Annotated in this window: 13 protein-coding genes; 9 read left to right on the top strand and 4 right to left on the bottom strand. The window is 48.7% G+C overall.

Annotation, left to right across the window (positions count from 1 at the left end; all coding sequences use genetic code 11):
• Positions 1-19 precede the first annotated feature (19 nt).
• Together ACSF8W_RS11645 and cobT are read left to right on the top strand one after the other, a co-directional pair.
• The gene (locus ACSF8W_RS11645; RefSeq protein ID WP_500847560.1) at positions 20-2,425 is read left to right on the top strand and encodes a DNA polymerase II; all 2,406 of its coding nucleotides are present in this window, start codon (positions 20-22) and stop codon (positions 2,423-2,425) included.
• Between the two features lie 83 nt (positions 2,426-2,508).
• Entirely contained in the window at positions 2,509-3,537 is a 1,029-nt protein-coding gene (gene cobT, locus ACSF8W_RS11640) for a nicotinate-nucleotide--dimethylbenzimidazole phosphoribosyltransferase (protein WP_500847559.1), read from the top strand.
• A gap of 121 nt (positions 3,538-3,658) precedes the next feature.
• Here the strand turns inward: cobT and ACSF8W_RS11635 are convergent, their stop codons facing one another.
• Entirely contained in the window at positions 3,659-3,970 is a 312-nt protein-coding gene (locus ACSF8W_RS11635) for a hypothetical protein (protein WP_428477653.1), read from the bottom strand.
• A 270-nt stretch (positions 3,971-4,240) separates the two neighbouring features.
• On the opposite strand from ACSF8W_RS11635, the gene ACSF8W_RS11630 reads away from it, so the two are divergent.
• Together ACSF8W_RS11630 and ACSF8W_RS11625 are read left to right on the top strand one after the other, a co-directional pair.
• Positions 4,241-4,501 (top strand): DUF1289 domain-containing protein, encoded by a 261-nt coding sequence (locus ACSF8W_RS11630; RefSeq protein ID WP_500847487.1) that lies wholly within the window; start codon positions 4,241-4,243, stop codon positions 4,499-4,501.
• A 140-nt stretch (positions 4,502-4,641) separates the two neighbouring features.
• Positions 4,642-5,835 (top strand): ISL3 family transposase, encoded by a 1,194-nt coding sequence (locus ACSF8W_RS11625; RefSeq protein ID WP_500847551.1) that lies wholly within the window; start codon positions 4,642-4,644, stop codon positions 5,833-5,835.
• Between the two features lie 51 nt (positions 5,836-5,886).
• Here ACSF8W_RS11625 and rplY read toward each other — a convergent pair whose 3' ends face one another.
• Positions 5,887-6,165, bottom strand: coding sequence for a 50S ribosomal protein L25 (gene rplY / locus ACSF8W_RS11620; protein WP_428477651.1), 279 nt, complete (start codon positions 6,163-6,165; stop codon positions 5,887-5,889).
• A 396-nt stretch (positions 6,166-6,561) separates the two neighbouring features.
• Between rplY and ACSF8W_RS11615 the strand changes: the two genes are divergently transcribed.
• On the top strand, positions 6,562-6,891 hold the full coding sequence (locus ACSF8W_RS11615; protein ID WP_500847486.1) for a hypothetical protein: 330 nt from the start codon (positions 6,562-6,564) through the stop codon (positions 6,889-6,891).
• A 185-nt stretch (positions 6,892-7,076) separates the two neighbouring features.
• Here ACSF8W_RS11615 and radD read toward each other — a convergent pair whose 3' ends face one another.
• Positions 7,077-8,828: a DNA repair helicase RadD gene (gene radD / locus ACSF8W_RS11610; RefSeq protein WP_500847485.1), complete on the bottom strand. Its 1,752-nt coding sequence runs from the start codon at positions 8,826-8,828 to the stop codon at positions 7,077-7,079.
• A gap of 204 nt (positions 8,829-9,032) precedes the next feature.
• A complete protein-coding gene (locus tag ACSF8W_RS11605; protein WP_500847484.1) occupies positions 9,033-9,527 on the bottom strand; it encodes a GNAT family N-acetyltransferase in 495 nt (164 codons plus the stop codon).
• Between the two features lie 311 nt (positions 9,528-9,838).
• On the opposite strand from ACSF8W_RS11605, the gene rsuA reads away from it, so the two are divergent.
• The 4 genes from rsuA to ACSF8W_RS11585 all read left to right on the top strand — a co-directional run bounded on the left by rsuA (position 9,839) and on the right by ACSF8W_RS11585 (position 13,300).
• Positions 9,839-10,534: a 16S rRNA pseudouridine(516) synthase RsuA gene (gene rsuA / locus ACSF8W_RS11600; protein WP_500847483.1), complete on the top strand. Its 696-nt coding sequence runs from the start codon at positions 9,839-9,841 to the stop codon at positions 10,532-10,534.
• A 178-nt stretch (positions 10,535-10,712) separates the two neighbouring features.
• Positions 10,713-11,903 carry a Bcr/CflA family multidrug efflux MFS transporter gene (locus tag ACSF8W_RS11595; RefSeq protein ID WP_500847482.1) on the top strand — a complete coding sequence of 397 codons (1,191 nt, stop codon included), beginning with the start codon at positions 10,713-10,715 and terminating at the stop codon, positions 11,901-11,903.
• Between the two features lie 8 nt (positions 11,904-11,911).
• Complete coding sequence (locus ACSF8W_RS11590) at positions 11,912-12,559, top strand: DUF2913 family protein (RefSeq protein WP_500847481.1); 648 nt, start codon at positions 11,912-11,914, stop codon at positions 12,557-12,559.
• Positions 12,560-12,763: 204 nt separating this feature from the next.
• The gene (locus ACSF8W_RS11585) at positions 12,764-13,300 is read left to right on the top strand and encodes an outer membrane protein (protein ID WP_500847480.1); all 537 of its coding nucleotides are present in this window, start codon (positions 12,764-12,766) and stop codon (positions 13,298-13,300) included.
• The last annotated feature ends 79 nt before the right edge of the window (positions 13,301-13,379 follow it).

The following is a 13,379-nucleotide window of genomic DNA, read 5'->3' as shown; positions in this document are numbered from 1 at the left end:
TCACAGAGAGGTCAAGTTGCTGACTCAAGCACACGTTCAAACTCAAGCTCAACCCGCAAATAAAGGCTTCGTGTTAACGAGGCAGTCTCGCGATGTTCGTGGGCGTACAGAAATTGTGCTCTGGGTTAGCACCCCAACCGGTCCCGCGCGGCTTGTGGTGCACGATGAAAAGCCGGTCTGCTTTATTCGTCAGCAAGAACAAGAAGCGGCACAGGTAGCATTGCACAATGCGGGATTAAGGGTGACGTGGAAACCGTTGCCGCTTAAAAACTTCCAGCATGACGCTATGTCGGCCTGTTACTGCACCGCTATTCGGGACAGTTTGCAAATCAGCACGGTGTTAGCGCCGCTGGGGATTGATGTCTTTGAAGCCGATATCCGTTTAGCGGATCGCTATTTGATGGAACGCTTCATCAAAGGCGGCATCGCGTTTACCGGGCAGCATCAGTCACGTGCAGATTACGACGATTATACTGGCGTGAAAGCCAAAGCGGCTGATTACAAACCCACGCTGTCGACGGTGTCGTTGGATATCGAATGTTCTGAAAAAGGTATTTTGTATTCTGTTGGTTTACACAGTGAGCGTGATAGCCGCGTGATCATGGTGGGCGAACCGACCGCAGAGCAAGCAACGATACCGTGGATCCAATGGGTGGAATCTGAAAAAGCCCTGTTACTGGCGTTAGAAAGTTGGTTTTTACAGTTTGATCCCGACATTGTGATTGGTTGGAATGTGATTGATTTTGACTTTCGCCTGTTGCTTAAACGGGCTGAGTGGAATGCAATTACCTTACGGATAGGGCGAGGGAAGCAGCCACCGCATTGGCGTCAGTCGTCACAAAACCCGAATCAGGGGTTTATTAGCGTGCCAGGCCGGGTCGTCATGGACGGGATTGATACCTTGAAAACTGCGACATATAACTTCCGTTCATGGTCGTTAGAGTCTGTGGCACAGTCACTCTTGGGAGAAGGGAAGGCGATCCATAATGTCCACGATCGCATGGCGGAAATTAACCAGATGTTCCGCGAAGATAAAGTGGCCTTAGCGACCTATAACTTGCAAGACTGTAAGCTGGTCACGCGGATCTTCGATCACACGCATATGCTCGATTTTGCCATTGAACGTTGTTGTTTGACGGGGGTGGAGCTGGACCGTATCGGTGGTTCTGTTGCGGCGTTTACGAACTTGTATTTACCCCAGTTGCACCGCGCCGGTTATGTGGCCCCAAGCCTTGAGAGTGACAACTGGATTGCCAGCCCTGGCGGTTACGTGATGGATTCTAAGCCGGGGTTGTATCAGTCGGTATTGGTGCTGGATTTTAAATCCCTGTATCCGTCTATTATTCGTACCTTCCGCATTGATCCGCTGGGGTTGGTTGAAGGTTTGTTGTTAGAAGAAGGCAAAGGGGATGATCAGGCCATTGCCGGTTTCCGTGGCGGACAGTTTCATCGTCAGAAACACTTTCTGCCGCAAATGATTGAAGATTTATGGGCGGCGCGTGATCAAGCCAAGCGTGATGGCGAGAAAGCGTTTTCACAGGCGATCAAGATCATTATGAACTCGTTTTACGGCGTATTGGGATCCTCGGGGTGTCGATTCTTTGATCACCGCTTAGCGTCATCCATTACCATGCGTGGCCATGAGATCATGAAAACCACCCGTGAGCTGATTGAGCAGCAGGGCTATGACGTCATTTACGGTGACACCGATTCAACCTTTGTGTCCCTGAACAGCGCATATCGCACGGAGGATGCCGATGCCATTGGCCTGCAATTGGTCACACACATTAACCAATGGTGGATGGCACACTTGCGTGAGACGTACAGTGTGGAATCGGCGCTGGAGCTGGAATATGAGACGCATTACTGCAAATTCTTGATGCCGACGATTCGCGGGCAAGAAACCGGTAGCAAAAAACGCTATGCGGGCTTGATTCGACAAGGGGATGAAGAAAAAATTGTCTACAAAGGGTTAGAAACGGTGCGTACGGACTGGACGCCATTGGCGCAAACCTTCCAGCAGGCGTTATATCATCGCGTGTTCCATGACGTAGACGTGGACGAATATGTGCAAGAGTACGCCCGAGCGACACGGGCCGGTGAGTATGATGCTGAGTTAGTCTATCGCAAGCGGTTACGCCGTCACTTATCGGAATACCAGAAAAATGTGCCCCCGCATGTGCGTGCGGCGCGACTGGCTGATGAACACAATGTACGTATGGGTCGCCCGATGCAATACCAGAATGGGGGATGGATTGAATACGTGATCACCGTGAATGGTCCAGAACCGATTGAAGCCCAACACAGCCCGATTGATTATGACCACTATGTGGATAAGCAGCTTCGTCCTGTGGCTGATGGCATATTGCCGTTTATTGGACGCTCCTTTGATGCCATGACGGCACCGCAACTGGGCCTGTTTTAGTTGGCCTATTTTAGCGCATGACTATGCCAATATAGCCGTCATAGAAACATAACGATAATGTAAAATAAGGCAAAGAATACATGATGTTGAACACCCAGTATGCAGATGCGATCCAACAGCGGATCGATCAAAAAACCAAACCTGTCGGTGCGCTTGGTCAACTAGAGTTTGTCGCTTTTCAGTTGGCGATGATCCAAAGTCAGGGGAAGGCGGCAGCAGTTGATACCATTACTCTGACGCAGCCCTCGTTGCTGATTTTTGCTGGTGATCATGGTATTGCCGATGCTGGCGTGAGCATCGCACCGAGTGCTGTCACGCAGCAGATGGTGCTGAACTTTTTGGCCGGTGGTGCGGCGGTGAACAGTTTCTGTCGTGTCAGTAACGTGGCATTGAATGTGGTCGATTGCGGTATTTTGTATCCGGTAGAGACGGACTCCCCACTATTGCTGTCTCAGCGGTTGGGTGATCGCACCGCGAATTTTGCGGAACAAGCGGCGATGAATGCAGACCAAGTGGCGCAAGGCATTGCATACGGTAAAAGCGTGGTGCAGCGTGTGATTGACGGCGGCAGCAATCTGGTAATGTTTGGGGAAATGGGCATTGGAAATACCAGCAGTGCAGCGGCACTGTTGGCCGCAGTGTCTGGTCAACCGGTGGCAGAATGCGTGGGATTAGGGACGGGGATTTCTCCAGAACAATTGGTTCTGAAACAAGCGTTGGTAGCACAAGGTGTAGCGCGTTGTGACAGTCAGGATCCTTATGCTGCGTTAGCCGAAGTGGGTGGGTTTGAGATTGTGCAGATGGTCGGTGCTTTCTTGGGGGCGGCGGATAAACAAACCCCTGTGCTGGTGGACGGCTTTATCGTGACGGTAGCAGCGTTACTTGCTACGCGTATTCAACCAGAAGCCCGTGATTACATGATTTTTGCACATCAGTCGCATGAGTCAGGCCACCGTTTGGCGTTGTCATTACTCGATGCTACACCGTTGTTGGATTTGTCACTGCGTTTGGGTGAGGGCACGGGCGCAGTATTGGCGGTGCCATTAGTGTACGCATCTGCCGAGTTTTATAACACTATGGCCAGTTTCGCCGAAGCGGGTGTGACGGTGTGATCTTGCCATGACCGCATGATCTTCGCGTAAAGAAAAACCCGCATTATGCGGGTTTTTTGGATCGTGAGGATCAGCGCAGATCTATACGTGTGCTTCAATTCATACGGTTAATCACGGCAGATCAATTGAAAAATTGCACATCCGTAACGGTTGCTTTGGCGGCATGCACGGGCTCAAACTTGATGGCACCACGGTTAGGGGTACAGATCTGGTACTCATCCCCACAATCAAAAATGGCAAGGACGGTCTCTTCAACGCGGAAAACATCAGGCAGGGGTTGGCCAATCTCACATGTGCACGTTTGCCCTTCATGTTCCCATGACAGTTTATAAACACGCTGCGCTTGTTCAGGTGCAGCAATGTGCGTCGCGATAGAGCTGAAAATGGCTTCTGCTTGCTGTGGGCTTGTTGCCGATGGTACAAAAAAATCCATGGTTCCCTCCAAGTGAGATAGCAGACAATAGTGACTGCATTCAAAAAATAGCGTTATTTATCCTGATAACTCTCTCAGACTAGCAAAAAAATTGTTTAATTGGCAAGTTCGTTAATGTCATCTTTATTAACATTGATGAATTACATTAACAATTCTGCTGCGATATCACGTCATTGAAAGCGTGGATGAAAATGCCGCTATACTTGTTTTATCAGGTATTTAAGGCTTTATCAGACCGTTAAACGCAGAACGAGGAAGGGGAATAACACGGTGGAGCAATTAGATTTTTTTCCGATCCCCAGCCCGTGTATTGGCGTGTGCCAAGCCAATGATCGCGGATATTGCAAAGGGTGCTATCGTAGCCGTGAAGAGCGTTTTCATTGGCAACATCTGACGAATGAACAAAAACGCAATGTGGTGCGCCTTTGTCGCCAACGCTATTTACGGGTGCAGCGTGCAAGACGGGCTGCACAGCAAGGTGAAGAAGGGGGGAGGGGTGAAAATACGGATCCGCAACAGCCTTTGTTTTAACTGTCAGGGTGTTTTCTACAAGTATAAAATCTGCAGGCATAAAAAAAGGTTCATCGCGGATAAGCGGGAACTCAAAACAAAAACGGTAGTAAGTGATAGAGTTTTATCGCCAAACAAAACCAACACAAACTACCGTTTTCATGCCGAATCATACTTTCCTATCTTCATTCTGGGAAGGCTTTCAGATAGTAAAGTCTCATCAGACTGCATCACTTATTACGCTCACGCTTGAACCTCACTCTATCGCAAAGTGCCCTTGCGGACTTAATGCTCAATCCGTGCATGAGTACCAATGGCGTAACGTGAAGGAAGCAACGCTGCTTGGAACGCCAGTTGAACTCTTTGTTCAAACTCGGCGGATTAAATGCAGTCACTGCGGTATTAGAACGGAGCGATTATCTTGGCTGGAGCCTTATGCTCGTATCACCAATCGCATGCGAAGTTATATCGAACAACTGCTGCCTCTTTTGCCGATCAAGCATATCGCCGAGATGACAGGAGTGCATTGGCACACCATCAAAGAGATAGATAAGCGCCGGCTTCAACAAGTGGTACCTCAAGTTAAATGGGGTGAATTGAGGCAACTCGTCATGGATGAGTTCGCCATTTTTAAGGGGCACCGCTACGCCACTGTCATTGCAGATGCGAAAAGTCATCAGGTTATCTGGATTGGTCTAGGTCGCAGCCGCAAAGATATACGACCATTCTTCGAGTTGTTAGGCGAACATGGCAAGAATATCGAAGCGGTAGCCATGGATATGAATACGGCTTTTGATCTTGAGGTTCAAGCGCATTGCCCAAATGCACGTATTGTTTATGACTTGTTCCACGTTGTAGCAAAGTTCGGTCGAGAAGTGATGGATAGAGTCAGAGTCGACCAAGCCAATAAGCTAAAACATGATAAGAAAGCGAGGCAATGGGTAAAGCGGTCACGCTGGGTATTATTGAAAAATAGAGATAATTTAAATACACAGCAGAACAGCTATCTCAATGAAATATTGGAGATAAATAAGGACTTGATGACGACCTATGTATTGGGCGCACAGTTGAAGGAACTCTGGCGTTGTGAGTCAGAGCATCAGGCAAAGAGCTTATGGAAGGTGTGGTGGGCTCAAGTCAATGAAAGTGGAATTAAACCCCTACAAGAGTTTGCCCGAAAGCTCAGTCCTTACCTTCATGGGATTACCGCTTCAGCACGCTATCCGTTGAACACCTGTACGCTTGAAGGGATCAATAACAAGATAAAATTAATAAAACGGATGGGCTATGGTTACCGAGATACCGATTACTTCTTCTTAAAGATCAAAGCGGCTTTCCCCGGAAAGCCGCGATGAACCAAAAAAAAGCGCCATAAAGGCGCTTTTTTGAAGAGTATGAACCCGCAATTAGATGCGTTTGAAGTCCATGTGCTCAACTTTTGGCTTGAACGCGTGACGCTGGATATCTTGAGGCTTAACCTGGATTTCCTGGCCATCAACAACTAGAGTGATTGCTTCGTAGAACGCAGCTTTATCCATCTGGTTGATAACTTCGTCGTGGTTTAGCTCGATAGCGATCGGAGCAGCTTCGCCGCCGTAGATGATTGCTGGGAACTTGTTTGCGTGACGTAGGCGGCGGCTCGCACCTTTACCTAGGTCAGTACGTAGTACTGCTTCAAATTTCATCTTAAATACTCTTTAAGTTAGTAATAAGATCCATGATCCACCAAGTAATGCGACCTTACTCAATGTCATAAATCGAGCGCGGATATTACCAATGTTGTCCGTCAGCAGCAAGCATAAAACCCATCAAATTTAGTCAATGACGTAAATTATCACCGTATCGTTAGAAATACTCACACTGCACGCTATTTTATGGTTGTTTTCCAACCACTTTCATTGCGATGGCCTCGTTGGGGGGCCTCGAAAAGAGCATAAAATGGTAAGTGAGTGGGGGGTGAATCTGACAAGGAAGTGCGGTGAACCTCCCACTTTTTAATGAAGGAAACATGAAAATAGTGTACGCGATCATAAAATCAACGTAATTTCATCATGTTGATAACTAATTTTGATGAGTGAATCATGGATACGAAGACGAATAATGCGTCTTTTGTGACGCTGAAAGAGAAAGTGAGGAGCAGCATTGCTGTTTCGTCAAACGCGTTTGATAGCCAAGAAGCCAGTGCAACAGATATCACCCTCAATACGATTCGCGATCTTGCCAGTGAATATGACAAGAAAAGCATTGTGCGAGAATTGACTCGCTACCATGCCGAATTAGACAGTCTACTGAATTACGAGGCGGGCAATATGGCTGCCGCTGAAATGATGATGGCGGATAAAGCCCGTCGCCAACACTGCCAAGCGGCGTTGAAGTACCTTGAAAACAAAACGTTTGGGACGAGAGGCTAAGCTTTATCGAATAAGCTTTATCGAATAAGCTTCATCGCATAAGCTTTACCAAATAAGTGTTACCGAACAGACAGGCGCTGACCGATGACTGATGTTATATGCCCGCTCCCCACCTTAAAAAGAGAGGGGAGCTGGCATCGAATTGCGGCACTTTGGGTGTTGCTTATGCTTAGCGCATTTGCGCGTTAAGCATCTTGCTTTTGGTATTGGTCGAGATCAAACAACTTGTCTCGGATTGCCCAGAATCGGCCGCTCTTGCGCGCGATAATGATTTCCGGCGGGCGCAGGCGGTGCTCGTTGTTGGCCACTTTGCTTGGCGCGGTGTCCGTAAACGGGCGATGGCGATCCACCAAGTGGGGATTAATGAATTTCTTCAAAAACTCGGTTTTTTGTGTTTTGGTCGAGAGTGGCCACACTTCGCTGATCTCAGCCTCTTCATCGCTAATATAAATCACCTTCAATTGAGGCTTGCCAAACTTGTTCTTGCCCGGCTCTAAGCGAAAGTCGGTGCATGTCATGATCATCGCGTCTTTCAGCTTCAATGCATCACGCAGCTTTTTATCCGGATCCACCATTACTGCATCACACTGATGGCAGCGACGGGCAGCGATGTCGTTGTCTGCGCCGCATTCTTCACAGTATTTCGCGCGAAAACGGTAGCCGCACTCTTCGCGCTCGCCAGTGTCGTCGTCTTCAAAGTAGCCCTGACAGCGGCGGCCGTAATGCTCAATCAAAAAGCCGGCAGGATCCAACTTGCCCCAGAAGCTGTTATTAAAGCCACAGGCCGGACAGGGCACCATGATCACTTCACTGTCGCTGTTCGGTTTGGGATCGCCCACTTCCGGTTGGTACAGGTCGTAACAGTTACCGGCATATTCCAGTACCAAGCAATCTTTCTTGCCTTCAAACAAGCGCAAACCACGACCAACAATTTGCTGGTACAGGCTGATGGATTCGGTAGGGCGCAAAATCGCAATTAAATCCACATGCGGAGCGTCAAAGCCTGTGGTCAGTACCGACACATTGACTAGGTATTTGATCTCTTGGCGCTTGAAGGCATTGATGATGCGATCTCGCTCATCCAATGGGGTATCACCGACGACCAGTTCGGCGTTTTCATGGGCAAGGTAGCCCATGATTTCTTTGGCGTGGTTCACGGTGGACGCAAAAATCATTACGCCGCGGCGATCTTTCGCGTAGTCGACAACTTGATCGATGATCATCGGTGTGGCACGTTGCGACTGTTCAATCACACTGTCGAGATCAGCTTCTTTATAGCGGCCGTTGACTGACGGTTTAAGGCTGGAGAAATCATAGCCGAGCACCGCCATGTCCATCACTTTCGGTTCGGTAAGGAAGTTTTCATCCAGCAAGTAGCGGATCGGCAGTTCAAAAATACAATCTTGGAAGAAGCGGTCTTGCTCAGTACGGACTTGACCGCGCGTGTGGTATTTGTAGATCCAGCCCATCCCCAAACGGTATGGCGTGGCGGTTAAGCCCAAAATTTTGATGCCGGGATTAATGGCTTGCACATGGCTGATCACACGGCGGTACGCGCTATTTTCGTCATCGGGCACGCGGTGGCACTCGTCGATCACTAGCAGGGAAAACTCATTGGCGAAGAGATCCAAGCTGTTGGCCATCGATTGCACCGACGCAAACACCACTTGCTTGTCGGTTTCCTTACGGCCTAATCCGGCAGAGAAAATCGATGCTTTTAAGCCATAGCTTTCGTATTTGCTGTGGTTTTGTTCCACTAATTCTTTCACATGCGTCAGTACCAAGACTCGCCCGCGGGCAATGCGCGCTAATTCGGCCACGACCAAGCTCTTCCCAGCACCGGTAGGCAGGGCAAGAACGGCAGGTGTGCTGTGTTTTCTGAAATAGTGGATGGTGGCATTCACGCTATCTTGTTGATAGGGGCGGAGAGTATACATAGCTTGGGTCAGACGCTGTTCAATGGGAGATCTGTGGCTAGTGTACTGGTTGGCACTCGGATATGCGAGGAGATGAAAAAGAATCGCACCACATTCAACGAACGGATATAGAGCTTGTATACCGAGGTTGTATGCAGTGCGAGGACTGTTCTGAGAATCAAGGGCCGCGCGTTGTGAATTCAGTTGCGCGTTATATGGGCGTGCTCACGAGGCAATGGTTAGCGGCACTTCTTCAGGATGAAGCACTTTTGTCATCATGCAGAATTGACGGCGTGGGACAAAGTCATGCTTTTCATAGAACTTTCTCGCGCCACGGTTACCAATATTCACTTCAAGCGACAAGGCGTTAACGCCAGCCGCTGTGAGGTGTCGTTCAATGTTTGGCAGTAGATCGGTACCGATACCTTGCTGTCGCCAATCAGACTTCAGATAGAACTGATCGATAAGGCCAATACGGCCACCGTGTTCAAGGCTGAAGCTGTAGCTGATAATGATATGTCCAGCGATGCTTTTCTCGCCACCGTCTTCGATTTCAATCAGCCAGGCTTGGCCGAGCTCTGGGTTGCTGAGTAATTGATGGATCGCCTGTTGTGTCTGCTCTTTTTTTTGCGGAAGCACTTCATACTCAAACAGTTCTTCAACCAGTTTGAGCAACATATCCATGGAGGAGAGACTTGGCGCAACAAGTGAGATATTCATAATGAGACCTTTGCAGTTAGGCATCCTCACCGAAAGGTAAGGAGATTGTCTTTTTATACGAAATCAACATGCGTTCCGTCCATTGTTTGAGGTGGTAATCTTCAAAAAATGTTCGAGAGTTTGAGGTTAGTTAAATTCTGAAAAAATGCACGGAACTTTCGGGTCAATCGCATGGCGGGCACATTGCATCAATGCACATACCTCGCCGGACTTATTTACGTGCTTCAATTTTAGTTCAAAACCGACAATGGTAATGTGAAGTCGCCAGATAAGTTGTATCATAGGCGTTTTAGTACCCTCTGGAGCCAGTAATGAGGCTTGATAAATTCCTGTGTACCACACTCGGCATCACCCGCAGAGAAGCGGCGAAAGTGTTGAAAGAAAAACGTATTGAAGTGAACGGCGAAATCACAAAAAGCATTGCGCTGAAAGTGACCGATGACTGCGACGTTGAATTTGACGGCCGTCCTCTACGTTTTGAAGGCCCGCGTTATTTCATGCTGAATAAGCCGCAAGGTTTCGTGTGTTCACATGTGGATGATCATAATCCGACCGTGTTTGTTCTACTGGATATTGTGAGCCCTGAAAAGCTGCACGTTGCCGGTCGTTTGGATGGCGATACAACAGGCTTAGTATTGTTAACGGATGATGGTCAATGGTCACACCGTATTACCTCGCCTCGCCATCATTGTGAGAAGGTGTACTTTGTTGAGTTGGCTGACCCGCTTCCGGAAGAAACCATTCAGCTATTTGCTGAAGGGGTGCAGTTGCGTGGGGAAGATGAACTAACACGTCCTGCGAAGCTGGAAATTGTGAGTGAACGCGAAGCCGTGATCACCATTTCAGAAGGCAAGTACCACCAAGTGAAGCGTATGTTTGCGTCTGTTGGCAACCGTGTCGTGGGTCTGCACCGTGCACAAATTGGCCCTGTTGCGTTAGATGAAGCGTTAGAGCCGGGTGAATACCGTCAGCTAACAGCAGAAGAAATCGCTGCATTCATGCCATAACCAGTCAGTATGCATCGTGGCTTTACGCCATGATGAAATCAGAAGGAGGGGAAACCCTCCTTTTTTTATCGCTAAACACTGTTAGACCGAGACTATTTCTTGCTAAGAAAGAGTTTATTCAGCTGATTCATCGTACAATGCCCGCCATTTTGATCATTTTCTTTCCCACAGAGTCCCTATGACGACAAAAGACGGCCCATCGTTGAGTTTGCCATTTATTTTGATTTTAGGTGCGATTGGCGCCTTAACACCGCTTGCGATTGACATGTACCTTCCCGCGATGCCGACCATTGCGCGTGATCTCGCGGTGTCGCCCAGCTTGGTACAAACAACGCTAACCGCGTATACCGCCGGCTTTGCCATTGGTCAGTTATTGCATGGTCCGCTCGCGGACAGCTATGGCCGTAAACCGATCTTGTTGATCGGTATTTTTGCCTTTGCGATTGCGGCGATGTTCAGTGCGATGTCGCAAGGCATTGTGGAGCTCACGTGGGTACGTGCCGCACAGGGCTTTGCCGGTGCCGCGGCGGCTGTGATCATTCAGGCGTTAGTGCGAGACATGTTCGAGCGTGAAGAGTTTGCGCGGATGATGTCGTTTATCACCCTTGTCATGACCGTCGCGCCGCTGATTGCGCCCATGTTGGGCGGCTATTTAGCGGTCTGGTTTGGTTGGCGATCCATTTTCTGGGTGTTGGCGGGCTTTGCGTTGCTCATCATTGTGGCGGTGGGCGTCAAAATCCCTGAAACCTTGCCTGTTGAAAAACGGTTACCGTTCCATTTAGGCTCGACACTGCGTAACTACGCAAAAATGCTGACCACCAAACAAGCGGTGGGTTTGATCTTTTGTAGTGGTTTCTCGTTTGCTGGCATGTTCACCTTCTTAACCGTGGGCGCCTTTGTTTATATTGATCTTTACCACGTCAGTACGCAGTATTTCGGTCTACTCTTTGGCTTGAATGTGGTGTGCTTGATCGTGATGACCAGCATTAACGGTCGTCTGGTGAAAAAGAAAGGCTCACACTGGATGCTAAGATTTGGCCTGAGTGTGCAGTTAATCGCCGGTCTGGGCTTGGTTTGCGGCCAACTGCTTAACCTAGGCTTGTGGGGGGTAGTTATCCCTGTCATGCTATTTGTTGGTACGATTTCGATTATCGGTAGTAATACCATGGCATGCTTGTTGGGCAAGTATCCCCACATGGCAGGTACAGCGTCGTCACTTGCCGGCACCATGCGTTTTGGTACGGGTACCGTGATTGGTGGTTTGGTGGCGATGATGCCGGATGCCACCGTGTGGCCGATGGCCCTGTCTATGGCTGCCTGTGCAATATTGTCGGCGGGATTTTACTGGTCGTTATCGCGTAATGCTTAAGGAAACACATGGCTACGTTTTATCAAGAAATTTATAAAGTGGTTTCGAATGGTCTTCAAGACCTTGCGGAGTCACAAGCAATGGGCAAAACGCCTAAAAACCCAATCAGCGAAACGCACTTTTTCAGTGCTTGGGTTACCAAGGCCATTAAACAGCAGTGTTATGACACCTGCGTAGTCGATACGTTGGTGAGCTGGCAGAAACAATCACGCAGCATGGGTAAACACGCGCAACTGAAGCAGCAGTTTATCGATATTGAGCGTGTTTACGCGGGTATTCCTCGCGATGGTGAGCAAGCTAACGCCGTGACCTTGTCACAATTTACGGCTTTGTATGCCGTCCTTGAGCAAGCTGAGTGGATCGTTGCTACCGAGTATGAAGTGAACCGTAAGGTGACGCACCATACTGACGGTCAAGGTTCGCTGGTGGTGTGTGCCGCGAAAGCCAAATTGGCCTTTGCCGAAGACGGCGAACTCGTGAAACCATTGTCCCTGTTTGTTCGTGGTGACGTGAAGCAACTACTGGCAGAGGCGTACAAGCAGGGCATGTTGCTGTACAAAGTGACTGACTATAAATCTATCGTGAAGTATCACGGTGAGTATGTGGTTTATCCGAATAACGCCGGTAAGCACTTGCCAGAAACCCCAGCCGAATAAGGGCAGGGGATAGATGGATCCCAATGAAAAAGCGGGCTGATGCCCGCTTTTTTTGTGTCTTCACAGATCAGCTGTGTCTGTCAAAGTAGGCGCGATGGTAATATATTGCCTGAAATCTCATATATAAAAAAGTGATCAATGTCACGCCTAAGTGCACATTAACGCCTTACTATGTGCGCTTTTGCAGTACATGTGGTTTCAAAAATGAAAAAGCTCCTTCTTGTATCCCTTCTTTTCAGCAACTGTGCCTTCGCTGGCGATCACTTTTATGGCGGTGCTGATCTCGCGCTCGGCAATAAAACCGAGTTAAAAGAGGCGGGCTCCATTGATGAGACAAATGATTTAGGTGTTAACGTTTACGGCGGTTACAGCTTCACAATGACGCCAAACGTTGATTTGGGCTTGGAGTTGGAATACCAAAACTTCGGCCAAGCAGAATTTGTGAAAGGCGTGAGCGTAGATGGTGATGCATACTATGTTAACTTCCGTCCAAAATTCACCGCCCCGAACAACAACCTTTACAGTGCTTTCATTTTTGGTGCCGGCACAATGAACGGCGAAGCCAAAGTACTTGGTCAATCAGGTTCGGATTCTAAATTCACCTACCAGGCGGGTGTAGAGGTGGGTTACATGTTCAACAACGTTGATGTCGGCATTGGCTACCGTTACCGCACCGCTGATTTTGATGACGTAAAAGTGTCTATTCAAGGCGTCACTGTGGGTGTGCGTTACAACTTCTGATCGTCCTTATGATCGGTTGAATCAAATGAAAAGCGGGCTGAGAGGCCCGTTTTTCATCAGTTAAGTGAGGGCATAAAAC

The organism is Photobacterium sp. 270122K, from assembly GCF_059941365.1.
The sequence above is the reverse complement of the archived record's forward strand: the minus strand, read 5'-3'. Positions and strand labels throughout refer to the sequence as shown.